This window comes from Agromyces sp. 3263 (assembly GCF_031456545.1).
Classification (GTDB): domain Bacteria; phylum Actinomycetota; class Actinomycetes; order Actinomycetales; family Microbacteriaceae; genus Agromyces.
Genome location: NZ_JAVDUV010000001.1, coordinates 945,700 through 968,140, shown reverse-complemented (window position 1 = coordinate 968,140; position 22,441 = coordinate 945,700). Strand labels below are relative to the sequence as shown.

The 22,441-nt window shown below is 69.0% G+C and carries 28 protein-coding genes; 14 read left to right on the top strand and 14 right to left on the bottom strand.

Annotation, left to right across the window (positions count from 1 at the left end):
• Positions 1 to 44: 44 nt before the first annotated feature.
• Entirely contained in the window at positions 45 to 752 is a 708-nt protein-coding gene (locus J2X63_RS04395; protein ID WP_309974282.1) for a hypothetical protein, read from the bottom strand.
• A gap of 530 nt (positions 753 to 1,282) precedes the next feature.
• Here J2X63_RS04395 and nrdH point away from each other — a divergent pair.
• The 4 genes from nrdH to nrdF all read left to right on the top strand — a co-directional run bounded on the left by nrdH (position 1,283) and on the right by nrdF (position 5,225).
• Positions 1,283 to 1,516, top strand: coding sequence for a glutaredoxin-like protein NrdH (gene nrdH, locus J2X63_RS04390; protein ID WP_067873141.1), 234 nt, complete (start codon positions 1,283 to 1,285; stop codon positions 1,514 to 1,516).
• A 71-nt stretch (positions 1,517 to 1,587) separates the two neighbouring features.
• Entirely contained in the window at positions 1,588 to 2,004 is a 417-nt protein-coding gene (gene nrdI / locus J2X63_RS04385) for a class Ib ribonucleoside-diphosphate reductase assembly flavoprotein NrdI (RefSeq protein WP_309974278.1), read from the top strand.
• Positions 2,005 to 2,009: 5 nt separating this feature from the next.
• Positions 2,010 to 4,142 (top strand): class 1b ribonucleoside-diphosphate reductase subunit alpha, encoded by a 2,133-nt coding sequence (gene nrdE, locus J2X63_RS04380; protein WP_309974276.1) that lies wholly within the window; start codon positions 2,010 to 2,012, stop codon positions 4,140 to 4,142.
• Positions 4,143 to 4,202: 60 nt separating this feature from the next.
• Positions 4,203 to 5,225, top strand: coding sequence for a class 1b ribonucleoside-diphosphate reductase subunit beta (nrdF, locus tag J2X63_RS04375; RefSeq protein WP_309974274.1), 1,023 nt, complete (start codon positions 4,203 to 4,205; stop codon positions 5,223 to 5,225).
• Between the two features lie 16 nt (positions 5,226 to 5,241).
• On the opposite strand, the gene J2X63_RS04370 is transcribed toward nrdF, so the two are convergent.
• Positions 5,242 to 5,466: a hypothetical protein gene (locus tag J2X63_RS04370; RefSeq protein WP_309974272.1), complete on the bottom strand. Its 225-nt coding sequence runs from the start codon at positions 5,464 to 5,466 to the stop codon at positions 5,242 to 5,244.
• 201 nt (positions 5,467 to 5,667) lie between these two features.
• Entirely contained in the window at positions 5,668 to 6,321 is a 654-nt protein-coding gene (locus J2X63_RS04365; RefSeq protein ID WP_309974270.1) for an NAD(P)H-dependent oxidoreductase, read from the bottom strand.
• 98 nt (positions 6,322 to 6,419) lie between these two features.
• On the opposite strand from J2X63_RS04365, the gene J2X63_RS04360 reads away from it, so the two are divergent.
• Positions 6,420 to 6,932: a MarR family transcriptional regulator gene (locus J2X63_RS04360; protein WP_309974269.1), complete on the top strand. Its 513-nt coding sequence runs from the start codon at positions 6,420 to 6,422 to the stop codon at positions 6,930 to 6,932.
• Between the two features lie 185 nt (positions 6,933 to 7,117).
• Here J2X63_RS04360 and J2X63_RS04355 read toward each other — a convergent pair whose 3' ends face one another.
• The 3 genes from J2X63_RS04355 to J2X63_RS04345 form a co-directional block, all read right to left on the bottom strand.
• The gene (locus tag J2X63_RS04355; protein ID WP_309974267.1) at positions 7,118 to 7,495 is read right to left on the bottom strand and encodes a Rid family detoxifying hydrolase; all 378 of its coding nucleotides are present in this window, start codon (positions 7,493 to 7,495) and stop codon (positions 7,118 to 7,120) included.
• Positions 7,492 to 8,358: an EamA family transporter gene (locus tag J2X63_RS04350; RefSeq protein ID WP_309977786.1), complete on the bottom strand. Its 867-nt coding sequence runs from the start codon at positions 8,356 to 8,358 to the stop codon at positions 7,492 to 7,494. The genes J2X63_RS04355 and J2X63_RS04350 overlap by 4 nt, the downstream gene beginning before the upstream one ends.
• A 63-nt stretch (positions 8,359 to 8,421) precedes the next feature.
• On the bottom strand, positions 8,422 to 9,027 hold the full coding sequence (locus J2X63_RS04345) for an XRE family transcriptional regulator (protein WP_309974265.1): 606 nt from the start codon (positions 9,025 to 9,027) through the stop codon (positions 8,422 to 8,424).
• A gap of 195 nt (positions 9,028 to 9,222) precedes the next feature.
• Between J2X63_RS04345 and J2X63_RS04340 the strand changes: the two genes are divergently transcribed.
• The 4 genes from J2X63_RS04340 (at position 9,223) to J2X63_RS04325 (ending at position 11,727) form a co-directional block, all read left to right on the top strand.
• Complete coding sequence (locus tag J2X63_RS04340) at positions 9,223 to 9,612, top strand: DUF1801 domain-containing protein (RefSeq protein WP_309974263.1); 390 nt, start codon at positions 9,223 to 9,225, stop codon at positions 9,610 to 9,612.
• 66 nt (positions 9,613 to 9,678) lie between these two features.
• Entirely contained in the window at positions 9,679 to 10,440 is a 762-nt protein-coding gene (locus J2X63_RS04335; protein ID WP_309974261.1) for a glucose 1-dehydrogenase, read from the top strand.
• A 40-nt stretch (positions 10,441 to 10,480) separates the two neighbouring features.
• Positions 10,481 to 10,954, top strand: a complete 474-nt coding sequence (locus tag J2X63_RS04330; RefSeq protein WP_309974259.1) for a DNA alkylation repair protein — start codon at positions 10,481 to 10,483, stop codon at positions 10,952 to 10,954.
• A gap of 26 nt (positions 10,955 to 10,980) precedes the next feature.
• Positions 10,981 to 11,727, top strand: a complete 747-nt coding sequence (locus tag J2X63_RS04325) for an SUMF1/EgtB/PvdO family nonheme iron enzyme (RefSeq protein ID WP_309974257.1) — start codon at positions 10,981 to 10,983, stop codon at positions 11,725 to 11,727.
• A gap of 54 nt (positions 11,728 to 11,781) precedes the next feature.
• Here the strand turns inward: J2X63_RS04325 and J2X63_RS04320 are convergent, their stop codons facing one another.
• Complete coding sequence (locus J2X63_RS04320; protein ID WP_309974255.1) at positions 11,782 to 12,375, bottom strand: TetR/AcrR family transcriptional regulator; 594 nt, start codon at positions 12,373 to 12,375, stop codon at positions 11,782 to 11,784.
• A gap of 141 nt (positions 12,376 to 12,516) precedes the next feature.
• Between J2X63_RS04320 and J2X63_RS04315 the strand changes: the two genes are divergently transcribed.
• On the top strand, positions 12,517 to 12,903 hold the full coding sequence (locus J2X63_RS04315) for a DUF1048 domain-containing protein (RefSeq protein WP_309974253.1): 387 nt from the start codon (positions 12,517 to 12,519) through the stop codon (positions 12,901 to 12,903).
• On the opposite strand, the gene J2X63_RS04310 is transcribed toward J2X63_RS04315, so the two are convergent.
• Both J2X63_RS04310 and J2X63_RS04305 read right to left on the bottom strand, forming a co-directional pair.
• Positions 12,889 to 13,362: a GNAT family N-acetyltransferase gene (locus tag J2X63_RS04310; RefSeq protein ID WP_309974251.1), complete on the bottom strand. Its 474-nt coding sequence runs from the start codon at positions 13,360 to 13,362 to the stop codon at positions 12,889 to 12,891. The two genes, J2X63_RS04315 and J2X63_RS04310, sit on opposite strands and share 15 nt — an antisense overlap.
• A 45-nt stretch (positions 13,363 to 13,407) precedes the next feature.
• Positions 13,408 to 14,133, bottom strand: coding sequence for a type II CAAX endopeptidase family protein (locus tag J2X63_RS04305; RefSeq protein ID WP_309974249.1), 726 nt, complete (start codon positions 14,131 to 14,133; stop codon positions 13,408 to 13,410).
• 103 nt (positions 14,134 to 14,236) lie between these two features.
• Here J2X63_RS04305 and J2X63_RS04300 point away from each other — a divergent pair, with 103 nt between their 5' ends.
• A complete protein-coding gene (locus J2X63_RS04300; protein WP_309974247.1) occupies positions 14,237 to 14,722 on the top strand; it encodes a nucleoside deaminase in 486 nt (161 codons plus the stop codon).
• Here the strand turns inward: J2X63_RS04300 and J2X63_RS04295 are convergent.
• Complete coding sequence (locus J2X63_RS04295; RefSeq protein WP_309974245.1) at positions 14,719 to 15,126, bottom strand: VOC family protein; 408 nt, start codon at positions 15,124 to 15,126, stop codon at positions 14,719 to 14,721. The genes J2X63_RS04300 and J2X63_RS04295 overlap by 4 nt on opposite strands.
• 21 nt (positions 15,127 to 15,147) lie before the next feature.
• Entirely contained in the window at positions 15,148 to 16,905 is a 1,758-nt protein-coding gene (locus J2X63_RS04290; protein ID WP_309974242.1) for an FAD-dependent oxidoreductase, read from the bottom strand.
• 77 nt (positions 16,906 to 16,982) lie between these two features.
• Between J2X63_RS04290 and J2X63_RS04285 the strand changes: the two genes are divergently transcribed.
• Positions 16,983 to 17,921, top strand: a complete 939-nt coding sequence (locus J2X63_RS04285; protein ID WP_309974240.1) for a LysR family transcriptional regulator — start codon at positions 16,983 to 16,985, stop codon at positions 17,919 to 17,921.
• 35 nt (positions 17,922 to 17,956) lie between these two features.
• On the opposite strand, the gene J2X63_RS04280 is transcribed toward J2X63_RS04285, so the two are convergent.
• Positions 17,957 to 18,709, bottom strand: a complete 753-nt coding sequence (locus J2X63_RS04280) for a TSUP family transporter (RefSeq protein ID WP_309974238.1) — start codon at positions 18,707 to 18,709, stop codon at positions 17,957 to 17,959.
• 10 nt (positions 18,710 to 18,719) lie between these two features.
• On the bottom strand, positions 18,720 to 19,403 hold the full coding sequence (locus tag J2X63_RS04275) for a YdeI/OmpD-associated family protein (protein ID WP_309974236.1): 684 nt from the start codon (positions 19,401 to 19,403) through the stop codon (positions 18,720 to 18,722).
• A 188-nt stretch (positions 19,404 to 19,591) separates the two neighbouring features.
• Here J2X63_RS04275 and J2X63_RS04270 point away from each other — a divergent pair, with 188 nt between their 5' ends.
• Complete coding sequence (locus tag J2X63_RS04270) at positions 19,592 to 20,518, top strand: lytic transglycosylase domain-containing protein (RefSeq protein ID WP_309974234.1); 927 nt, start codon at positions 19,592 to 19,594, stop codon at positions 20,516 to 20,518.
• Positions 20,519 to 20,618: 100 nt separating this feature from the next.
• Positions 20,619 to 21,842 (top strand): low temperature requirement protein A, encoded by a 1,224-nt coding sequence (locus J2X63_RS04265; RefSeq protein WP_309974232.1) that lies wholly within the window; start codon positions 20,619 to 20,621, stop codon positions 21,840 to 21,842.
• A gap of 26 nt (positions 21,843 to 21,868) precedes the next feature.
• On the opposite strand, the gene J2X63_RS04260 is transcribed toward J2X63_RS04265, so the two are convergent.
• Positions 21,869 to 22,348 (bottom strand): MarR family transcriptional regulator, encoded by a 480-nt coding sequence (locus J2X63_RS04260; protein ID WP_309974230.1) that lies wholly within the window; start codon positions 22,346 to 22,348, stop codon positions 21,869 to 21,871.
• Positions 22,349 to 22,441 lie beyond the last annotated feature (93 nt).

The window sequence follows — 22,441 nt, the reverse complement described above, 5'->3', positions numbered from 1 at the left end:
GGAGGCGAGCGTCTTCGACCGGCTGGCCGCGCGTGCTGCCGCCGTCACCCCGACCTCGGCTCGGTCGCAGTCGAGCCCAGGCCACCTGACGTTGCGCAGTCGATGAGCCGCTCGAGCAACGCGCGGTACGCGGCATCCGTCGCCGGCCAGATCAGGAGCGACGACTCGTCGACCGGGACGATGCCGAACTCGACCGGCCGTCCCTCGATGCGGCCCGCGAGGAGCACGGCCCGGTCGGACCAGTCGCTGAAGGCCGCAGTGCCGACCCTCACGTCGTCGATCGCTGCGTAGGGGAGGACGGTTGCGCCGTTCGAGCCGCCGATCGGGCGCTCGCGGAGCTCGAGGCCGACTGGGGTGAATGCGAGCATCTGGTGACGGCGGCCCGGCTTGCGCTGGTCGTCCTGCTCCGATGCTGCAGATGGGAGGCCGGACTCTATCCACGCCGTGCTTCGGAGCGCGATGCCGTCGTTGCCCATCGCCTCCCGGAGGGCGCGGTATCGAGTCCGACCGCCCGAGGCGCTCACAAGGATCTGTGCGAACCAGGTCGTCACGAAAAGCGAGACGACGATTGCGACGGCGCCGAGCGCAGCGAGGTCCATTCCGGTGGCAACGACCACGATGATGGCGCCCGCGCCCACTGGGATCACCGTGAGGAGCCGGTAGGTCGGCCGACGTCGGTGAGGCAGCCCAGGTCGCCGCCTCGGGGACAGCCGGTCGCTCCCCTCGAATGGAATGACCGTCGTGATCCGCATGCGGTCTACCGTACTGGCGGCGTGGATGGCATCGAGGAGACGCGGTTCGTGGGTGGAACGGGCTCCGCACCCGCGAATGGCGTCCTCTCGTGAGTGGTTGGCGGCCTGTGACGCGCGAGCCGAGCGGATGCCGCGTCCGCGCGCCGCGACACGCGCAGCGTGCCCGCAGCGATGTCGGTGGGTGGTGGCAGCATGAAGGGCACAACACCATATGTAGGGGTCGCGGCATCCGGGAGCCCCTAGGGGTCGCGAATCGCGACACGCCGGGGATTCCATCCACAGGCGAGAAATCTCCAAACGGCCGGGTTGTGGATAACCCATCGCACCGCCGCGAGAATCCGCGGATCACCGGGGCATCCGGCTGGGGATGAACGGTGGACAAACCCGTGGAAAACTACACGAATGTAACTACAGCATGTTGTGGCGGTTCAGTTCCGCAGACACTAGATGTAGTATTGAGGAAGCGAAAACAGCAGTACGGGGGCGGGCTCCTCCGGGGCTCGAGAACACGAAGAGAACGAGGGGAAACCATGACGGTCACGGTCTACACCAAGCCTTCCTGCGTCCAGTGCAACGCGACGTATCGCGCGCTCGACAGCAAGGGCATCGAGTACGAAGTGCTCGACGTCTCCACCGACGAGGGCGCCCTCGCGCACGTCAAGGAGCTGGGCTACCTGCAGGCCCCGGTCGTCATCACCGACGAAGACCACTGGTCGGGCTTCCGCCCCGACAAGATCGCCGAACTCGCCTCTCGTCTCGCCTGACCCGCGGCCCGACACGGCAGCGGCAACGGATCGCAGAGCCGGAACAACGGGAATGCGGCGAAGGATGCACCATGACGAACCTGGTCTACTTCTCGAGCGTCTCGGGCAACACCAAGCGCTTCATCGAGAAACTGGGCCGCCCGGCAGCGCGGATTCCGCTGCATGCGCGCGACGACGCGCTGCGCGCTGAGGAACCCTTCGTGCTGGTCGTGCCCACCTACGGTGGCGGCGACGGCCACGGTGCGGTGCCCAAGCAGGTCATCAGGTTCCTGAACGACCCGCACAATCGTGCCCTCCTGCGCGGCGTCATCGCCGCCGGCAACACCAACTTCGGGAGCGCCTACGGACTCGCCGGCGACGTCATCGCCAGGAAGACCGGGGTGCCCCACCTCTATCGCTTCGAAGTATTCGGAACCCCAGACGACGTTCGCGCCGTCGACGAAGGATTGGACGCATTTTGGTCGACTCAGCAGCAACTGACGGCGTAGCCCTCATGGACGCGCCCCGCGTGGCCAGTGGCATGGACTACCACTCGCTCAACGCGATGCTCAACCTCTACGGCCCGAACGGCGAGATCCAGTTCGAGAAGGACCGTGAGGCGGCGCGCGAGTACTTCCTCCAGCACGTCAACCAGAACACGGTCTTCTTCCACTCCCTCAAGGAGCGCCTCGACTACCTCGTCGAGAAGGAGTACTACGAGCCCGAGGTGCTGGCGCAGTACGACTTCGCCTTCATCCAGCGGCTCAACGACCTCGCCTACTCGAAGAGGTTCCGCTTCGAGACGTTCCTCGGCGCGTTCAAGTACTACACGAGCTACACGCTGAAGACCTTCGACGGCAAGCGCTACCTCGAGCGCTTCGAGGACCGCGTCGTGATGACCGCGCTCGGCCTCGCGCAGGGCGACGAGCAGCTCGCCACCGACCTGGTGGAGGAGATCATCGCCGGTCGCTTCCAGCCGGCCACCCCCACGTTCCTCAACACGGGCAAGGCGCAGCGCGGCGAGCTCGTCTCCTGCTTCCTGCTCCGCATCGAGGACAACATGGAGTCGATCGCGCGCGGCATCAACTCGGCGCTGCAGCTGTCGAAGCGTGGCGGCGGCGTCGCACTGCTGCTCAGCAACATCCGCGAGTCGGGTGCTCCCATCAAGCAGATCGAGAACCAGTCGTCGGGCATCATCCCCGTCATGAAGCTGCTCGAGGACAGCTTCAGCTACGCCAACCAGCTCGGCGCACGCCAGGGCGCCGGCGCGGTGTACCTCAGCGCGCACCACCCCGACATCATGCGGTTCCTCGACACCAAGCGCGAGAACGCCGACGAGAAGATCCGCATCAAGACCCTGTCGCTCGGCGTCGTCGTGCCCGACATCACGTTCGAGCTGGCGAAGAACAACGAGGACATGTACCTGTTCTCGCCGTACGACGTCGAGAAGGTCTACGGCAAGCCGTTCGGCGACGTGCCGATCACCGAGAACTACCGCGCCATGGTCGACGACCCGCGCATCAAGAAGACGAAGATCAACGCGCGCGACTTCTTCCAGACCCTCGCCGAGATCCAGTTCGAGAGCGGCTACCCCTACATCGTGTTCGAGGACACGGTGAACAAGGCGAACCCCATCAAGGGCCGCATCAACATGTCGAACCTGTGCTCCGAGATCCTCCAGGTCAACACGCCGACGACCTACAACGAAGACCTCTCGTACAACCAGATCGGCAAGGACATCAGCTGCAACCTCGGTTCGCTGAACATCGCCCTCACCATGGACTCGCCCGACTTCGGCAAGACCGTCGAGACCGCCATCCGCGGCCTCACCTCGGTCTCGAACCAGAGCCACATCGCGTCGGTGCGTTCGATCGAAGACGGCAACGACAAGTCGCACGCCATCGGCCTGGGCCAGATGAACCTGCACGGCTACCTCGCCCGTGAGCGCGTCTTCTACGGCAGCGAAGAGGGCGTCGACTTCACGAACATCTACTTCTACACGGTGCTGTTCCACGCGCTGCGCGCCTCGAACCGCATCGCCATCGAGCGCGGTGAGGTCTTCGACGGCTTCTGGGACTCCAAGTACGCGTCGGGTGAATTCTTCGACAAGTACACGGATGCCGCGTGGGTGCCCGAGACCGCCAAGGTCACGCAGCTCTTCGCGGACGCCGGCGTGCACATCCCCACGCAGCAGGACTGGCAGGAGCTGAAGGCCTCCATCCAGGAGCACGGCATCTACAACCAGAACCTGCAGGCCGTGCCGCCCACCGGGTCGATCTCGTACATCAACAACTCGACGGCGTCGATCCACCCGATCGCGTCGAAGATCGAGATCCGCAAGGAGGGCAAGCTCGGGCGCGTCTACTACCCGGCGGCGTTCATGACGAACGACAACCTCGAGTACTACCAGGACGCCTACGAGATCGGCTACGAGAAGGTCATCGACACCTACGCCGCGGCGACGCAGCACGTCGACCAGGGCCTCTCGCTCACGCTGTTCTTCAAGGACACGGCGACGACGCGCGACATCAACAAGGCGCAGATCTACGCGTGGAAGAAGGGCATCAAGACCATCTACTACATCCGCCTGCGCCAGATGGCCCTCGAGGGGACCGAGCTGGACATGTGCGTGAGCTGCACGCTGTAGCGGGCAACGCCCACGTTCGAAGATTCGCCCGCTCGCGACATCCGTTCAGAAGGAACTGACATGACTCTCACCGATCCGGTCAACTCGGCCAAGAACGACCCGGCGCACTCGGGCGGCAAGCTCAAGCTCGTCGACCACGTCAACGCGATCAACTGGAACAAGATCCAGGACGACAAGGACCTCGAGGTCTGGAACCGCCTGGTGAACAACTTCTGGCTGCCCGAGAAGGTGCCGCTGTCGAACGACATCCAGTCGTGGAACACGCTGACGCCCGACGAGCAGACGCTTACGATGCGCGTGTTCACCGGCCTGACGCTGCTCGACACGATCCAGGGCACGGTGGGCGCGGTGTCGCTGATCCCCGACTCGCTGACGCCGCACGAAGAGGCCGTGTACACGAACATCGCGTTCATGGAGTCGGTGCACGCGAAGAGCTACTCGTCGATCTTCTCGACGCTGTGCTCGACGAAGGACATCGATGACGCGTTCCGCTGGTCGGTCGAGAACGAGAACCTTCAGAAGAAGGCCGCGATCGTCATGGAGTACTACCAGGGCGACTCGCCGCTGAAGCGCAAGGTCGCCTCGACGCTGCTCGAGTCGTTCCTCTTCTACTCGGGCTTCTACCTGCCGATGTACTGGTCGTCGCGGGCGAAGCTCACCAACACGGCCGACCTCATCCGCCTCATCATCCGCGACGAGGCCGTGCACGGCTACTACATCGGCTACAAGTTCCAGAAGGGGCTCGAGCTGGTCAGCCAGGAGGAGCGCGACGACCTCAAGGACTACACGTTCTCGCTGCTCTACGAGCTCTACGACAACGAGGTGCAGTACACGCAGGACCTCTACGACGGCGTCGGCCTGACCGAAGACGTCAAGAAGTTCCTGCACTACAACGCGAACAAGGCCCTCATGAACCTCGGCTACGAGCCGATGTTCCCGAAGACCGTGACCGACGTGAACCCGGCGATCCTCTCGGCGCTCTCGCCGAACGCCGACGAGAACCACGACTTCTTCTCGGGGTCGGGCTCGTCGTACGTGATCGGCAAGGCCGTCGTGACGGAGGACGAGGACTGGGACTTCTAGTCTCGCCCGTGTTCGGTCAGCTCGTGGCGGACGTCGTGGACCACATGCCGGCAGAGCCGAGAACCCGCTCGGGGTGGATGCGGATGACGCCCCGGGTCGGATTCTCGCGTGGCTGCCGGTAGCGCTCGGCACAGAGGCGAACCGCGAGGTCGGCACGGCCTGCGATGCTGAGCCATTCGGGTCCCGGCACCTGCGCGACGGTGGCGCGGTGGTCGCGCTCGACATTGCCCACGGCGACCACGCGCAGATCGCCCCGGAGGCCCGATCGTCGACAGTGTCGCGAGGTGCCGTTCAGTCACCAGCTGGAGGCCACGCTCGGTGAGGGAGCGGGGGAGGAGATCAGCGGGGGATCTGGCGCGCGTCCAGGCGATTCACGGTAAGTGGCACACCGCCACCACCAGCACGGAGAACGCCCTGCCCTGCCCGCGCTGACGGATCGCCGTCAGGAGGCGCGGCGCATCGTCCTCCGACCGAACTCCGCTCCCTCGCGCCGCGCGGCGGCGTGTGCGGACCTGCGCCCGAGTTCGGCGTCGGCGGTGGCGAGGTTCGGGCGGAAGGCGATCGATGCGATATCCGTGATTCCGGTCCAGCGCAGCCAGTCCTCGAAGTAGGGCTGCTGGAAGTCGCTGCCGAATGCGGCTGGGCGAGCCTCGCCGTAGACCGCGCTCGTATACACGACCATCGCGCGGCGGCCCCGGAGGAGTCCGGTGTAGCCCCGTTCGGGGTCGAAGTCGAACACCATGCCGGGCTGGCTGACGACGTCGATGAACTGCTTGGCGATGTACGGAATGCCGGCGTTCCACATCGGCAGGCTGAAGAGGTAGGCGTCGGCCGCGGCGAAGCGCTCGAACGCGAGTCGCGCGCGGTGCCAGGCCGTCTCCTGTGGGCCGACGGGCTGCTCGCCGGCGAAGACGCGCATCTTCGCCCCTGCGCCGTCGGGGCCGAACTCGGGGAGCGATCCGTCCCAGAGGTTCCATTCGTCGACGGACGCCTCGGGGTCGGCGTCACGGAACGCGTCGAGGAACACCCGTGCGATGGCGAGCGACTCGGATGCCTCACCACGAGGTGATGCCGAGATGTGCAGCAGTGCGGTCATGATTCCGGTTCCCTTCTTATGTGCGCACGCACATAAATATCATGGTTGGACCATAACATGTACGTGCGCACGCACACAAGTGGCGGTAGCATGGCGGCATGACCTCCCCCACCGATGCTGAGCGAACCTGGGAGGCCGTGCTGCGGCTCCACGCCGCACTGCTGCCGCGTCTCGACGGGGCCGTCGCCAGCGACGGCGGAATGTCGTTGAGCTGGTACGACGTGCTGCTGGAGCTGCGCGACGGTGGCGGCCGCCTCACCATGGGCCAGCTCTCGGAGCGGGTGGTGCTGAGCCGTACCCGGGTGAGTCGGCTCGTCGACGAGCTCGTCGGCGCGGGCCTCGTCGCACGCGAGCCGAATCCCGACGACGGCCGCTCGGCCTTCGCCGTGCTCACGGCAGAGGGCCGACGCAGGTTCCTCGTCGCAGCCCGCGCATATCTGCCGGCGATCGAGCGGGAATTCTCGTCGGTCGATGCCCGCACTCTCGGCGACGTCGCCGACCGGCTCGAAGAGGTGCTGACGTCGCTCACGGGAGATGCGCCTCGCGTCGAGCGACGGGAGCGTGGACGGCTCGACCCGGAGTCGACACGCCGCGGGCGTGGCACGGTGTGACGCGTGAGGTGGAGGGGGGTGCATCATGCGCTTGCCTCATCACCGACACCCGCTGGCGTTGGGTTGATGCCGTGCCGTGCCCGCCGCGAACTGCACGGCAGGGCGCGCTGCGCCGACCGGAGGCGCAGTATCCGGCCGCCATCGAACAGGCCTGCGCGACCGCGCAGTGCGGTGGGCGCAGAGCGCTACGCGACCAGCTCGATCTCCACTCGTGCGCCGAGCGGAAGGCCCGCCACCGCCACAGTCGTGCGGGCCGGGTAGGGCGCGGTGAAGATCGTCGAGTACACGCTGTTCATCGCCCCGAAGTCCTCCATGTCGACGAGGTACACGTTGACCTTCGTCACGTCGTCGAGCGTGCGGCCGGCAGCCGACAGCACGGATGCCAGGTTCGAGAAGACCTGTCGCGTCTGCGCGGCCACGTCCCCGGCGACGAGTCGTCCGGTGGAGGGATCGATCGGGGTCTGGCCGGAGAGAAAGAGGGTGCCGTCGGCTCCGACCGCGGCATGCGAGTACGGGCCGACCGGTTCGGGGGCATGGGGATCGAAGACGGTCGTTCGGGTCACGGCAGCAGCCTAGACGCGGGGGTGCTCGCCGCCGAGGGCGCCGTCGTCGCCTCTGGATCCCGGGCGCCACCGCGCTGCGCGCCGGCACCGGCCAGCACGACGAGCAGGATGCCGGCGACCTGCAGCGCTGAGGGCAGCTGGTGCAGCACGAGCAGGCCCAGGATCACACCGAACGCCGGCTCGAGGGCCATGAGCGTTCCGAAGGCGGTGTGCGTCATCCGGCGGAGGGCCAGCATCTCGAGGCCGAACGCGAGCACCGGGGCGAGCAGTGCGAGCCCGAGGGCGAACAGCAGCACCCGCCAGTCGAGGTGCCCGAACGACTGCGGAACGCCGATGAACGCCGTCACGATCGCGGCGATCGGAATCGTCATCGACAGGCCGCTGATGCCGGCGAAGCGGTCGCCCACCCGCTGGGTCAACACGATGTAGACGCCCCAGCCGAGCCCCGCCAGTGCGGCGAAGCCCACCCCGATCAGGTCCATCTCGCCCCGCCAGGGCTCGGTGAGCAGCACCACGCCCGCCATCGCGAGCACGGGCCACACCAGCATGCGTCGGCTGCGGCTGAGGATCGCCGCGACCGTGAGCGGCCCGAGGAACTCGATCGCGACCGCGGTCCCGAGGGGGATGCGGTCGATCGCCGAGAGGAATGCGGTCGTCATGAGGCCGCTGGCGACGCCCAATCCGAGCAGCGCAGGGACATCCGCTCGTCGGATCGAACGCAGCGGTGGCCGGGCGATCAGGATCAGGACGAGCGCGCCCATGCTGAGCCGAAGCCACGCGGTTCCTGCGGCGCCGACCTCGGCGATGAGCCCGATGGAGAGCGCGTTGCACAGCTGGATCAACAGCATCGCGGCGACCGCCATCGACCATGCGGGCACGCGCGCGCTGCCGGGTGACCGGCTCACGATGCCCCGATCGAGGACGACTCAGCCATCGACGCCGTCCCTTCGGTGTGCGGATCCGACGCCCGGTTCGTAGACGGCGAGCGAGAAGCGGGTGGGCACGTCCCCGGTATTCGCGTAGGAGTGCACCTCGTCACCCACGAAACTCAGCGCATCGCCGGCCGAGAGGGTGAGCGGTTCCCCGGCGAGCGTGACGACGAGCGTGCCGTCATGGACGTGCAGCAGTTCACGCGTGCCCTCGGCGTGCGCCTCGCTGGCATGCTCCTCGCCGGGCGCGAGTTCCCACTCCCAGAGCTCGAGGACGTCGGGTGATTCGGTGCCGGCGACGAGCACTCCGCGACCGCCGGCGTTGCCGCGCCACAGGACGGCCCCACCGCCTGCGCGAGTGACCTTCGTTCGGGCACGATGCGGGGGCTCGACGAGCGCGGGGAGCCCGACGCCGAGGGCATCGCTCAAGCGCAGGAGCGTGCCGATGCTCGGGTTGACGGTGCCCTGTTCGACGTTGACGACCATGCGGCGGCTGACGCCCGCGACCTCGGCGAGCCGGTCGAGTGTCCAGTTCCGAGCGTTGCGTTCGTGTCGCACCCGCGACCCGATCACGCCCGCGAGCGCTTCGGCATCCAATCCCATCAGTGCAGCATACTGCACTGATCGTGCAATGCGTGCCGGACGCGGCGAGCCGTCATCTGCGGTACACCGGCACAGAGCGACGGCAGTGCACCAATGGAACGGAGATGGCCATTGGTTCTGGACTCTCGCAGCCTGGCGCGTTTCCGACCGACTTCGGCTGTTGATTTCGTCAGCGCTCTTCGAGAGTATTCGCGCATGAGTGAGAAGTCCGATTCCGATCAGATCGACGACATCATCGCGCAGCAGAGCGGCTGGAAACATGACGTGCTCGTGGCCCTTCGAGCTGCGATCTTGGCCGCCGACCCGGCTGCTGTCGAGGTGGTCAAGTACAAGAAGCCCTCCAAACCGGAGGGAGTTCCGTTCTGGACGCATGACGGAGACGTCTGCTTCGTCGAGGTGCTCAAGAGCGCCGTCCGGCTGACGTTCGCGAAGGGTGCCCGCATGGAACCCAGCGATCTCTTCAATACCCGGCTCGACAGCAAAATCGTGCGAGCCATCGACTATTCCGATGGAGACCGCGTGGACGAGGCCGCGGTCAAGGCGCTCGTGGCCGAGGCTGTGGAACTCAACGCCGCAGCCAGGTGAGGGTGCGGGCGAGCGCCATTTCCGCTACACCGAACACAGATGGCCCGACGATCGGAAGGCGCTCGCATGACCTCACCATTCAGCCTCGACGGCAAGACCGCCCTCGTCACGGGCGGCAACCAGGGTCTCGGGAAGGCGTTCGCGTTCGGGCTGGCTGAAGCCGGCGCGCGTGTCGCGATCGCCGGACGCAGTGCGCAGCGGAACGCCGCGGTCGTCGACGAGGCGCGGGACGCGGGGCACGAGTTCCTCCCGATCACCGCCGACCTCACCGACGACGCGCAGGTCGCGGCGATGACGGATGCCGCGATCGAGGGTCTCGGGCGCATCGACGTGCTGGTCAACAACGCCGGGACGTGCGTGCACAACCCATCGTTCGACGTGACCGACGACGAGTGGGACGCCGTGTGGGACCTCAACGTGCGAGCGCTCTGGAAGGCCAGCATCGCCGCGGGTGCCCACATGCGCGAGCTCGGTGGCGGGTCGATCGTCAACATCGGCAGCATGTCGGGACTGATCGTCAACCGCCCCCAGTGGCAGCCCGCGTACAACGCCTCGAAGGCGGCCGTGCACCACCTCACGAAGTCGCTCGCCGTCGAGTGGGCGCCCTACAACATCCGCGTCAACGCCGTGGCCCCCGGCTACGTCAAGACCGAGATGGCGCCGGTCGACCGACCCGAGTTCCAGCGGTACTGGGTGGAGGACGCGCCCCAGCAGCGCTTCGCGCTCCCCGACGAGATCGCTCCGAGCGTCGTGTTCCTCGCGAGCGGCGCGTCGTCGTTCGTCACCGGCTCGATCCTCGTCGTCGACGGCGGATACACCGCCGTCTGACGAGCGTCACCCGTCGCCCGCGTTGGCGGAGAATCGAAGCATGACGTCTGCGGCCGAGTTCATCGACCGCACCCTCCAGGCCGAGGGCTCCGCGGCCCGAGCGGATGCCGATGCCGACCGCATCGGGGGAGGCCTCAGGTTCTACGGCGCATCCGTCGGCGCGGTGCGCGGCACGGTGCGCGACGCAGACCGGCGATATCCGCGGATGCCGCACGACGACGTCACGGCGCTCGCGTCGGAGCTGTGGTCGCAGCCCGTGTACGAGCGCCGGCTGGCGGCGATCGTCCTGCTGCAACGCGCGCTGCCGCTCCTGCGGGGAAACGACCTCACCCGGGTCGAGCAGTTCCTTCGCGACGCGCGCGTGCCCGAGCTCATCGATCCGCTGGCCGGCGACGTCGTCGGCCCGCTGCTCGAGCGGTTGGCGGAACCGGATGTCACGCGCGCACGACGGATCGTGCAGCGGTGGTCGGAGTCGAACGACCCGAACCTGCAGCGCGCCGCCGGGTTGCTCTGAGTTCGGATGACGGCCAGACTGCCCGGATGACCACCGACATCGAGCTCGCGCGGATCGCGGCGGGCACGGTCGTCCTGCACGACGCGCGCCGCAAGGTGCGGTGGAGCGTCGACCTCGAGCCGTTCGAGATCGGCGTGTATCCGGTAACGCAGGAGCAACTCGCCGAGATGCTCGGCGAGACCGCGACGCATCCGCGCCGGCCGGCGACCGACGTGAGCTGGCTGCGGGCCATCCGGTTCTGCAACGCGGCATCCGAGTGGGAGGGGCTCGACCCCGTCTACACCTTCGACGGTGAAGATGTCATGTGGCACGTCGACGCCGACGGGTACCGGCTGCCCACCGAGGCGGAGTGGGAGTTCGCGTGCCGGGCCGGGTCGACCGGCGCGCACTACGGGCCGCTCGCCGAGGTCGCCTGGACCAGCCTCGACGGCGTGACGGCCCCACAGGAGATCGGGGCCAAGCTGCCCAACCTCAACGGGCTCTTCGGCACTCTCGGGAACGTGTGGGAGTGGTGCTGGGACCTGCTCGATCCCGCCCGCTACGACGCCTATCGGGTGTTCCGGGGCGGCGGATTCGCTGACGACGCGTGGAGCGTCAGGGCCTCGACCCGGCGGGGCGGCGCTCCGCGCATGCACCACGAGGACGTCGGCTTCCGCGTCGCGCGTGGTGGCTTCGATGCGACGGATGCCGCACAGGGCTGGTCTGCGGAGGCGGACGCGGAACGCGCGGCGATCGACGGGCCGCTCCCGTCGGGCTGGACGCCGCGGCGCTGACGTCGTGGACGCCGCGAACCGAGGTGATGCGAATGCCCTCGGACGCAGTCTGCCTCAGCGCCACGGGTCGCCGATCCGGCGGAGCGCCACGAGCACGTGGTCGACCCTGGTGCTGATCTCGTCGTCGTCGGGCATCGGGAGATGGAATGCGAGGCGGTGGTAGATGGGGCCGTAGAAGAGGTCCAGCGCAACCTCGAGGTCGGCGTCCGCGGGAATCTCGCCCGCACGCTGTGCGGATCGCATGCGTTCGTTGAAGGCCTCGATGCGCGCATCGATCTCCTCACGGATGGCGCCCGCGAGAACGGGATCGCGGGACGCCTCGCCGATGAGCGCGGCGATCACCGAGGTCTCCTGGGGCTTGAACATCGCGGCGACGCCGGCCAGCTGCTCGCGCATGTCATGGGCGAGGTCACCCGTGTCGCCATGGGCGATGAGCGTCTCGGCAGCATCGACCGCGGCCTCGAACACCACCGTGCCCTTGGAGGGCCACCACCGGTAGATCGTCTTCTTGCTCACTCCGGCGCGCTCGGCGATCGCTTCGATCGTGACCTGCGGGAACCCGACCTCTTGGGACAGTGACAGCGCCGCGTCGAGCACGGCGACGCGTGCGCGCTCACTGCGTCGCGCCGGGTTCGGGGGATTCGCCATCCCTCTCAGGCTACACGCTACGTGTCGTGTTGCGTTCGCGGCCTCGCCAGTGGTAGCTTCCGAGACAACACGACACGTTGCGTGTCGTCAATATCGATCGCCGCGTGGGACCTGCGCGGCTGGAATCAGCAGAGGAGCAGCATGCGCGTGGCAGCGACCGGGCTCGACGTCATCGCCGAATCATCCGACGAGGCGGAGCGAGACGAGCGGTACCGTGCTCGCAGGCTCCGGCTGCGTCCCGACTACCGGACAGCGGCCGACGCCGTGGAACGGTACCTCGTCCAACGGGGAGCGTTCTCGAGCGGAGACCTCGCCACGACGCTCGACGACCTGGCGGCCGTGTTCGAGCAGTGCGAGGCCGATGGGCTCGACGTCCGAGCGATCTTCGGCGAAGATCCCGTCGAGTTCGCCGAGTTGCTCCTCGCCAACCAGGCAGAGGTCGGGTGGATCGCCTCCGAGCGGAGCCTGCTCCGCTCGACGATCGACGCGATCGCGGGCGATCCCCGGGTTCGCCTAGAGCTCGAGTGAGTAGTAGAACGCGCGCTCTCCGGTATCGGGATCCGTGCCGCTGAACCCGTGGCGCTCGTAGAAGCGCTGCGCGTCGACGTCGCCCGCATCGACGTTGATCTCGATCGCCGAGACGCCCGTCCTCCGCGCCTCGGCGACCAGCAGACGGACCATCGCCGCGCCGAGGCCGTGACCCCGAAGATCGGGCTGCACGTACAGTTCGTCGAGGAGCGCCACCGGGCCGTCGTACCAGACGTTGCTTCGCAGCGTCACCAGCGCGACCCCCGCCGCCGGCTCACCGACCAGGTAGGCGAGCGTTCCGGGTCCGGCGAGCAGCGAACGCAGCCGTCCGGCCAGGATCGCCGTGCCGGGGGAGGGCGTGTCGAACTCGGTGTTGAAGTCGTGCAGCAGGCGCGCGACCGCCTCGGCGTCGTCGGGGCGGGCACGTCGCGGATCTGCATCGGTGAAGACGTCGGACATGGCCGTCAGACTAGCCGCACGAGCGGATCCGGCGAAGGGGCGCGATCAGGTCACGAGGCCGTAGGCGGTGGCGGTCGCGAGGAGGTTCGTCGCCGAGTGCACGACGATCGACGGTGCGGTTCGTCGGGTGGCCATGGCCAGCGCCCCGAGCACGATCCCCGAGAAGAACGTCACCGCGGCGAGGCTCACGCCGTTGACCCCGCCGAGGATCTGCGGCAGGTGGAGTGAGCAGAACAACGCGGCCGTGATCAGCACCGCCGCGTTGGTCGCCCGGAAGCGTCGATCCTGGTCGGGCGCGTTCCCGTCGAACCACCGCTTCAGCGAGGGCTGCAGCATGCCGCGGAAGACGATCTCCTCGGTGAACGGGGCGATGAGGACCGCGAGGATCAGGTCGGGCACCCAGATCATCGGTTCGGGGGAGGTGAACACGTTCGTGTCGAATCCACCCGGATCGCCGAACATGACCAGGGCGATGCCCGCGATGATCGGCTCGCCGACCCAGATCACGGCGAACGCCGCCGGGATCGCCAGCAGGTCGATCCACTTGAACGACAACCCGTAGTCGGCGATGAGGCTCCCCGTGCCCCACCTCCGCGACGCGAAGACGATCCAGGCGATGACGAACATCGGCATGGCGAACCGCACGGCGAGCCACACCGGATAGGACATCCACTCGTCGGGCAGCAACGATGGCGCGAAGATGCACGCGACGAAGATGCCCACTCCGACGAGCGCATGAAGAAGACCCCACCGACTGGTCGAGGTGGTCACGGGTGCGGGGGCGTTGATGACGTCTACGCCGATGACTGTATCGCGGGGGCGGATGCCACGCGGCAACCGCCCATCGATCATGCGGCACCGCATACTGTTGCCCATGACGATCTCGGAAAGCGACCTCATCCACCTGCGCCGCGCGGTCGAGCTCGCCCGGGAGGCGCTCGACGCCGGCGACGGGCCGTTCGGGTCGGTGCTCGTGGACGGCACCGGCGTCGAGCGGTTCGCCGACCGCAACCGGGAGGAGAGCACGGGCGACCCCACGCGGCATCCGGAGTTCGCGATCGCCCGATGGGCAGCCGAGCACCTGACCGTCGACGAGCGGGCGGCGGCCACGGTGTACACGTCGGGGGAGCATTGCCCCATGTGCTCGGCCGCGCACGCCTGGGTCGGGCTCGGCCGCATCGTCTACGTCGCTTCGGCGGAGCAGATCGCGGGATGGCGCCGGGGACTCGGCGCCAGGCCGTCGCCCGTGGGCGTGCTGCCGATCAACGTCATCGCGCCCGGACTGCCGGTGGAGGGGCCGGTCGACAAACTCGTTCCCGACGTGCGGGCACTCATCGAACGGGCGGTGGGCGCGAACTAGCCTGCAGACGAGTCCCGCGGCGGGTTGTGCATGAACTCGAGTCGGATGCCGTTGTCGTCCTCGATGAAGGACGCGTAGTAGCGGTCGTTGAACCGGGGGTAGAGCTTCGGTTCGCGCACCGCCGTCCATCCGGCATCGACGGCGATCGCGTGCAGGCGATCGACCTCGGCGCGCGAGTCGACGGCGAAGGCGAGGTGCTGCCAGCCGACCCGTCCGGTGCGGTGCGGCCCCCTGCCCGCCTCGCGCGCAGGGAAGAGGATCAGCTCCTCCTCGCCCTTGTACCAGGACACCGAGTCGTCGGCGTCCTGCCGGGTGCAGCCGAGCCCCTGCATCACGGGATCGAACTGCGCGATCGAACGAGGGAGGTCGTCGACGCTGATGGCGAGATGGTCGAACAGGGGCATCCCGACATCCTATGAGGGCAGTTATTCGACGAGCTTGCCCGCCACCGACACCTCGCGCATGAGCGCCGCGATCTCATCAGGGATGGGCGGGATCTCCTCCCGGGTCACGCCGGTCGACGGCGACCACACGAGGTTGACCTGCAGCGCGGCATTCGTCTCGGGGAAGTCGCTGCGGTTGTGGCATCCGCGGGTCTCGCGCCGTTCGAGCGCCGCCTCGAGCGTCGCGCGCGCTGCCAAGGCCGCCGACTTGAGGTCGAAGGCGTGCGCGAGGTCCTGGTACCCGGCGATGTCGGGGTGCACGCCGATGTCGGACATGCGCGCCTCGATCGCGTCGAGCTCGGCGAGACCCGCGAGGAGACCGGCCTCGTCGCGCACGACGCCGGCGTGCTCGGTCATGGTGTCGCGGATCGCGCGCTGCAGGGCACGCACGTTCTCGGCGCCGTCGGATGCCAGGAGCGCTGCGATCTCGTCGCGCGCGGTCTGCACGGCGGCGGCCGACCGCGTCTGGGCGTCGAGCGAGCGCGAGTACTCCGCGGCGGCCTGCCCGACGATGCGCCCGAAGACGAGCAGCTCGATGAGGGAGTTGCCGCCCAGGCGATTGGCGCCGTGCAGCCCGGAGGATGCCTCGCCGATCGCGTAGAGCCCTGGGACATCCGTGCCGTGGTCGTCGGGCCTCACCCAGACGCCGCCCATCGAGTAGTGCGCGGTGGGCGCGATCTCGATCGGCTCCTTCGTGATGTCGAGCATCTGCAGCTCGAGCATGGTCTGATACACGCGGGGGAGGCGCTGCATGATCGTCTCGCGGGGCAGGTGCGAGACATCCAGCCAGACACCGCCGTTGGGGGTGCCGCGCCCCTCCTTGATCTCGGTGTACGCGGCGAGTGCCACACGGTCGCGCGTCGAGAGCTCCATGCGCTCGGGGTCGTACTTCGCCATGAAGCGCTCGCCGAGGCCGTTGGTGAGGATGCCGCCTTCACCGCGTGCGGCTTCGGAGATGAGGGTGCCTGCCGCGCTCTCGGGCTCGATGATGCCCGACGGGTGGAACTGCACGAGCTCGGGGTCGCGCACGCGCCCGCCCGCCTCGACGGCGAGCCGCCAGGAGTCGCCCGTGTTCTCGTCTCGCCGAGACGAGGTGCGCCGCCAGATGCGGTTGTGGCCGCCGGCGGCGAGGACGACCGCGTCGGCGTGGATGAGGTAGCGCGTGCCGTCCTCGAGGTCGAAGCCGTAGGCGCCGAAGACCGCGCCGTCGTCGTTCACGAGGATGCGCGTGACGTAGACCGTGTCGAGGATCGGCACGTTCAGCTGCGCTGCCCGGTTGATCAGCGTGCGCTGGATCTCGAGCCCCGTGTAGTCGCCCGCGAACGCGGTGCGACGGTAGGTGTGCGCGCCGAAGAAGCGCTGCGAGATGCGGCCGTCGTCCTCACGGGCGAAGGGCATGCCGTACCGCTCGAGGTCCTCGATGCCGCGAGCCGCCCCCGAGGTGACGATCTCGACAGTGTGCGGGTTGGCGAGCAGGTAGCTCTCCTTCAGCGTGTCGGCCGCGTGCTGCTGCCAGCTGTCGTCGGCGTCCATCGTGGCGAGGGCGGCATTGATGCCGCCGGCCGCGAGCGAGGTGTGCGCATCGGACTTGGGGCGCTTGCCGAGGGCGAGCACATCGACGCCCGCCTCGGCGAGTTCGATGGCCGCGCGCAGGCCCGATCCACCGGTGCCGATGACGAGGACGGTCGTGGAGATCTGGCGTTCTGACGTGGGGGTGCCATCGGGAATCGTGGTGCTCATGCCATCCACGCTACGTACCGGTGTCGCATTACTCCAATGCATCTTCTGCGTCAGAACGATGCGCGTAGGCTATCGGTATGAACCTCGAGCAACTGCGGAGCTTCGTCGAAGTGGCGCGGTTCGGCAACTTCACCCGCGCCGCTGAGGAGCTCTACCTCGCGCAGCCCTCGCTCAGCCGGCAGATCGCCGCCCTCGAGCAGGATCTGGGCGCCGAGCTGTTCCACCGGGCCCGCGGCGGCAGCACCCTGACCGTCGCGGGCGAGTCGCTGCTGCCGCTCGCACGCCGCATGCTCGCCGACGCGGCGTCGGTGCGACGCGAGCTGGCCGAGCTCGCCGGCCTGGAGCGCGGCCGGGTGCGGCTCGGGGCCACGCCCACCCTCTGCATCAGCCTGGTCGCCGAAGTGCTCAGTGCGTTCCACGCGGAGCATCCGGCGATCGAACTCCATCTCTCGGAGCAGGGGTCGCTCCGGCTGCTCGACGAACTCGGCACCGGCGAGCTCGATCTTGCGCTGATCACGACGACGGATGCCTCGTCGGCCGAGCGGTTCACGGTCACGCCGCTGCTCGTGGAGGAGCTCGTGGTGGTCTCGTCTGCCGCCGCGCCGCCGGTCACCGGGCGCGACGCCATCACGCTCGAGGAGGTCGCCCGCCTGCCGCAGATCACCTTCGGCTCGAGCTACGACCTGCGCAGCACGACGGATGCCGCATTCCGCGCGGCCGGGCTCACGCCCGAGGTCGTGCTCGAGGGAGCCGAGATGGACGCGGTGCTGCGCTTCGTCGAGCGCGGCCTCGGGGTCGCGATCGTGCCGGCCATGGTGCTCATCGATCGGCCGGGACTGCGGCCGGTTCGGCTCCAGGGCACGACGCTCGACCGCACGATCAGCGTCGCGAGTCCGGCGGACGTCGCCCCCACCGCGGCGGTCGAGGTCATGCGGCGCACCATCACGACGAGCGCCACGGCGTTCGCGGCGAGAGCCGGCGCGACCATGCGGCTCGCCGGCGATCACGACCGCTGACGGACCAGTCCGGCGGCGTCCGCGCCGCCGCTGGCTCAGGCGCGGACGAGCAGGAAGACGCCCGACGTGAACGTGAGCACCAGCACGATGCGCTCGAACCAGGCGGGTGAGATGCGGCGTGCCGCCGCACGGCCCGCGAAGGCGCCGACGACGAGCGCAGGCACGAGCAACAGGTTCAGCAGCAGCGATTGCGGGGTCATGAGGCCGAGCGCCACCGAGAACGGCACCTTGAAGGCGTTCACGAGCAGGAAGAACCACGCGGCCGTGCCGAGGATCGCCTGGACCGGCAGGCGGGATGCGGTGAAGTAGACCGTCATCACCGGCCCTGCGGCGTTCGCGACCATGGTCGTCAGCCCGCCCAGCGGCCCGAAGACGTTGGCGAGCCAGGGAGCCGGCGGGCGTGGTTCGCCGCCCGTGCGGCGCTGGCGGAGGATCAGCGCGACGCGCAGCACCACCAGGAGCACGAGGGTCGCGCCGATGAGGCGCCGGACCGCCGCGTCGTCCGCGAACCAGAGCACGACCACCCCGAGCAGCACCCCGGCCACGACCGACGGGAAGAGCCGGCGGAGGATCGTCCAGTCGGCGTGGGCGTGGTACATCCGGACCGCGATGAGGTCCCCGACGAGCAGCAGGCCGAGGACGGCACCGGTCGACGCCTTCGCGGGGAGGACGGTCGCGAACAGGGCGGCCGGGATCGGGCCGAACGCGGGCATGCCGCTCTTCGATGCGCCGACCGCGAGGGCGGCGATCGCGAGCACGATCCACTCGAGCGGGGTGAAGGCCGGCACCGCGCCCGCGTCAGTCTGCCGTGGCGTCGCGCGTCGTGGCGGCCCGCGCGGCCGCGGCCGCGCGCTCCACCCACTTCGGCGTCTCGCCGTAGCGCTGGAACGACACCAGCCGGCCCGCCGCGCTCTCCTCGATGAGCTGCGCCAGGCGCCGCTCGCGCGTCGCCTCCTGTTTCGCCGAGAGCACCCAGTGCGTGACCTGTCGTCGGTAGGTGGGCGTGGCCGCCTGCCAGAACGCGGATGCCGCGGCATCCGCTGCCAGCCGTGCCGCGGCCTCGGGCGGCAACTCCTGGAGCGGGTTCTCGTGCGAGTAGACGCTCGACCGGTCTTCACGCCGTCGCTCGAAGGCGGCGAGGCCGGCGGGGTGCATGCGTCCGTCGGCGGTGAGCTGCTCCACGAGGCCGATGTTCACGCTCGACCAGATGCTCGTGGGCTTGCGGGGCGTCCACCGCTGACGGCGGGCGTCGTCATCGATGCGCTGCGACACCGAGTCGATCCAGCCGAAGCAGAGCGCCTCGGGCACGGCCTGTTCCCACGTGAGCCCGCGATCGGGCACGTGCTTCTTGTAGAGGCCCATCCACAGCTCGGCCTCGGTCTCGTGGTTGGCCTCGAGCCAGGCGCGGAACTCCTCGGGGCCGGAGAAGAACACGGCCGGCCGCTCGGGCGTGCCGCCGGGCGTTCCGATCGTCGTCGCCATGAGCCGAGTCTGCCAGCACCCACCCACCCGCCCGCACCAGCACGGGGCCGGGGCCGGAAAATCGGCCGGGCCCGCGCGCGCACGGACGCGTACTCTTGAAGCACGGGTCGGCGACGCACGCTCACCGGGAGTCGACGGCCGCCCGAGGGCACCCCTACGAACCGACGCCCGAACGGAGTACCGCACCGATGTCTTGGGATGACGATTCCTTCGCCGACGAGTTCGGCGAGCGTCGTCCGGGGCGGGCGCGCATCACCGGATGGCGTCTCGTGCGTCGCGTCGCCGCCTACGTCGGCGTCGTGGTGGGCGTGGTCGCGCTCGCGGTCGGCGCCGTCTTCGCGGTGAACGCCGCGGGCGTTGCGGTGAAACCCGGCGGATTCGCGGCGCCGGCAGCGAATGCGCCCGGCCTGGCGCTGCCTCCGGTGGTCACGCCCACCGATGCCGACGGAGCCGCCACCGAGTCGGGCGAGCCTGCCGACGGGCAGGCGAACGCCGCGGAGCGGACCCCCGATGAGACGGCCGGCGCCTCGGACTCGGGTCTCGAGGCCTCCCCGGTGCCCCTGGTCGACCCCGCATGGACGGCGCAGGTCTCGGCGGCGACGGGCATCCCGGAGCGGGCGCTCGAGGCCTACGCGCTCGCGCACGTGACGATCGCGTCCGAGGACCCCGAGTGCGGCCTCGACTGGACGACGATCGCGGCCATCGGCTCGATCGAATCGGGTCACGGCAGCCACGGCCGTAGCGTGCTCGACGAGTACGGCTACACCGAGCCGGCGATCGTCGGCCCGGCACTCGACGGCAACGGCGTGGCCAAGATCGCCGACACCGACGGCGGGCTCTTCGACGGCGACGACCAGTGGGACCGAGCGGTCGGGCCCATGCAGTTCATCCCCTCGACGTGGGAGAAGTGGGGCAGCGACGCGAACGGCGACGACGTGGCCGACCCGAACCAGATCGACGACGCGGCGCTGACGACGGCGCGCTACCTGTGCGCCTCGGGCTCCATGACGAGTCCCGAGGGCTGGCGTGCGGGCGTCTACTCCTACAACCACGACAACGACTACGTCGACAAGGTCGCGAAGGTCGCCAACGGGTACGCCGAGTCGGCCTGGTAGCCGCGGGCCGGCGACGCGGTCGCCGTCCCGGTCGCCGTCGCCCTTGACGCCGTGTTGCGGCATCCGTCACCGTGTCGGAGCGATGGTGCACACTGGTGCCGTGCAGCCGGAGCGAACCGAACCGAACGGCGACGCCGAGCGGATGCCGCGTGCCGCCCGCGGCGGCGAGTCCGCCCGGGTGACGACCTTCGAGCTGTTCTTCGACCTCGTCTACGTCTTCGCGTTCACGCAGGTCAGCGGGCTCATGGCCGAGACGCACAGCGCGCTGGGAGTGCTCCAGGCGCTCGTGGTGCTCGGCCTGCTGTGGTGGATGTGGTGCTCCTACAGCTGGCTCGGCAACCAGGCGCCCGCCGACCGCGGCGTGGTGCAGGCGGGCATGACGCTCGCCATGATCGCGGTGTTCGTCGTGGCGCTGGCGATTCCCGAGGCCTACGACGACCTGCCCGGCGGGTGGTACGCGCCGCTCGTCGTCGCGCTGGCCTACCTCTTCGTGCGCATCGTGCATACGACCCTCTACGTGATCGTCGCGGGCGACGACAATGCCCTGCGTCGCCAGGTGCTCGGCACGCAGCTCGTCGCGATGCTGCCGTCGGCGACCGCCCTCATCGTCGGGGCGCTCATCGGCGGTGCGGCGCAGACGTGGATCTGGCTCGCCGCCTTCGTCTGGGATTTCACCTTCACGTACGTGAGCTCCCGCGGCGGTGGAGGGTGGCGCCTGCACTCGCCCGTGCACTGGGCGGAGCGCTACGGGCTCATCGTGATCCTCGCGCTCGGCGAGTCCATCGTCGCCATCGGGGTGGGCGTCGCGCAGGAGCCCATCAGCGGGCCGATCGTGCTCGGCGTGGCGATCTCGATCACCATCTCGGTGCTGCTGTGGCGCGCGTACTTCACGCGCGTCGCCCCCGCGGGCGAGCACGGGCTGCAGCGTCGCACGGGCGGCGCGCGGGTCGTGTTCGCGCGCGACGAGTACACCTACATGCACTTCGCCATCGTGGGCGGCATCATCCTCGCCGCGCTCGGCGTCGAGGAGGCGATGGCGCACGTCTCCGACGCGGAGCCGTTCGGCTCGTTCGGGGCATCCGCCCTCGGTGCCGGCGTCGCCGTCTACGCCGCGGCGACCGCGGTGTTCGGGCGCATCGCCGACCTGCCCTGGCCGCTCGTGCGCCTCGGTGCCGCCCTGGCGCTCGCAGCGTCGATCCCCCTGCTCGCGCTCCTCGCGGCGATGTGGGCGCTCGTCATCGTGGCTGCGCTGCTCGCCGCGATGCTGCTCGTCGAGGGAGCGCTGCAGCAGTCGAAGCGCGCGGAGGTCACGACCACGGCCTGACGTCGGCACGTCGGCCGTCTCGCGAGCTACCCCTCGAGCGGCACGCCCATCACGCGCAGCACGGCACGCATGCCCTGCTCGAGCGCGCGCAGGTCGTCGAGCTCGAGCTTCTCGAGCGGTTCGCGGCTCATCTGCGACTGCGCCGAGACCAGGCGGTGCACGGTCTGGCGGCCCAGGGGGGTGACGAGCACGCGCCGCACCCGGTGATCGCGCTCGTCCTCGACTCGCTCGACCATGCCGTGGCCCTCGAGCCGGTCGATGAGGCCCGAGACGCTGGCGAGTGAGATGCCGAGCGCGCGGGCCAGGCCCGCGCCGGTGCCGCCCTCGTCGGAGGTCACGAGGATCATCAGCACCTTGAGCTGCTGGATCGTGAGATCCATCGACATGAGCGGCTCGAGCATCGAGGGCAGTGCCGTCGTGTCGAGCGCGTCCTGCATCGCTGCCAGCCGGTCGAGCAACGCGCGGCGTTCGTCGCCGCTGCCCTGTCGCTCGTTCGCCGTGGCCATACTGCCTACCGTAACGTCCGGGGCTCACAGCGCACGCCCAGCGCAATTTGGTTAGCCTGAGACGAAGCTTTGCTTCAGGCTAAGCATCTGCCC

Excerpts from the sequence above, each read along its gene's own strand:
- nrdF (WP_309974274.1), top strand. The coding sequence starts at position 4,203 with ATGACTCTCACCGATCCGGTCAACTCGGCCAAGAACGACCCGGCGCAC.
- nrdH (WP_067873141.1), top strand. The coding sequence starts at position 1,283 with ATGACGGTCACGGTCTACACCAAGCCTTCCTGCGTCCAGTGCAACGCG.
- J2X63_RS04360 (WP_309974269.1), top strand. The coding sequence starts at position 6,420 with ATGACCTCCCCCACCGATGCTGAGCGAACCTGGGAGGCCGTGCTGCGG.
- J2X63_RS04345 (WP_309974265.1), bottom strand. The coding sequence starts at position 9,027 with ATGGGATTGGATGCCGAAGCGCTCGCGGGCGTGATCGGGTCGCGGGTG.
- J2X63_RS04295 (WP_309974245.1), bottom strand. The coding sequence starts at position 15,126 with ATGCCCCTGTTCGACCATCTCGCCATCAGCGTCGACGACCTCCCTCGT.
- J2X63_RS04300 (WP_309974247.1), top strand. The coding sequence starts at position 14,237 with ATGACGATCTCGGAAAGCGACCTCATCCACCTGCGCCGCGCGGTCGAG.
- J2X63_RS04290 (WP_309974242.1), bottom strand. The coding sequence starts at position 16,905 with ATGAGCACCACGATTCCCGATGGCACCCCCACGTCAGAACGCCAGATC.
- J2X63_RS04340 (WP_309974263.1), top strand. The coding sequence starts at position 9,223 with ATGAGTGAGAAGTCCGATTCCGATCAGATCGACGACATCATCGCGCAG.
- J2X63_RS04285 (WP_309974240.1), top strand. The coding sequence starts at position 16,983 with ATGAACCTCGAGCAACTGCGGAGCTTCGTCGAAGTGGCGCGGTTCGGC.
- J2X63_RS04350 (WP_309977786.1), bottom strand. The coding sequence starts at position 8,358 with ATGGCGGTCGCCGCGATGCTGTTGATCCAGCTGTGCAACGCGCTCTCC.
- J2X63_RS04275 (WP_309974236.1), bottom strand. The coding sequence starts at position 19,403 with ATGGCGACGACGATCGGAACGCCCGGCGGCACGCCCGAGCGGCCGGCC.
- J2X63_RS04335 (WP_309974261.1), top strand. The coding sequence starts at position 9,679 with ATGACCTCACCATTCAGCCTCGACGGCAAGACCGCCCTCGTCACGGGC.
- J2X63_RS04270 (WP_309974234.1), top strand. The coding sequence starts at position 19,592 with ATGTCTTGGGATGACGATTCCTTCGCCGACGAGTTCGGCGAGCGTCGT.
- J2X63_RS04310 (WP_309974251.1), bottom strand. The coding sequence starts at position 13,362 with ATGTCCGACGTCTTCACCGATGCAGATCCGCGACGTGCCCGCCCCGAC.
- J2X63_RS04320 (WP_309974255.1), bottom strand. The coding sequence starts at position 12,375 with ATGGCGAATCCCCCGAACCCGGCGCGACGCAGTGAGCGCGCACGCGTC.
- nrdE (WP_309974276.1), top strand. The coding sequence starts at position 2,010 with ATGGACGCGCCCCGCGTGGCCAGTGGCATGGACTACCACTCGCTCAAC.
- nrdI (WP_309974278.1), top strand. The coding sequence starts at position 1,588 with ATGACGAACCTGGTCTACTTCTCGAGCGTCTCGGGCAACACCAAGCGC.
- J2X63_RS04365 (WP_309974270.1), bottom strand. The coding sequence starts at position 6,321 with ATGACCGCACTGCTGCACATCTCGGCATCACCTCGTGGTGAGGCATCC.
- J2X63_RS04330 (WP_309974259.1), top strand. The coding sequence starts at position 10,481 with ATGACGTCTGCGGCCGAGTTCATCGACCGCACCCTCCAGGCCGAGGGC.
- J2X63_RS04315 (WP_309974253.1), top strand. The coding sequence starts at position 12,517 with ATGCGCGTGGCAGCGACCGGGCTCGACGTCATCGCCGAATCATCCGAC.
- J2X63_RS04395 (WP_309974282.1), bottom strand. The coding sequence starts at position 752 with ATGCGGATCACGACGGTCATTCCATTCGAGGGGAGCGACCGGCTGTCC.
- J2X63_RS04260 (WP_309974230.1), bottom strand. The coding sequence starts at position 22,348 with ATGGCCACGGCGAACGAGCGACAGGGCAGCGGCGACGAACGCCGCGCG.
- J2X63_RS04325 (WP_309974257.1), top strand. The coding sequence starts at position 10,981 with ATGACCACCGACATCGAGCTCGCGCGGATCGCGGCGGGCACGGTCGTC.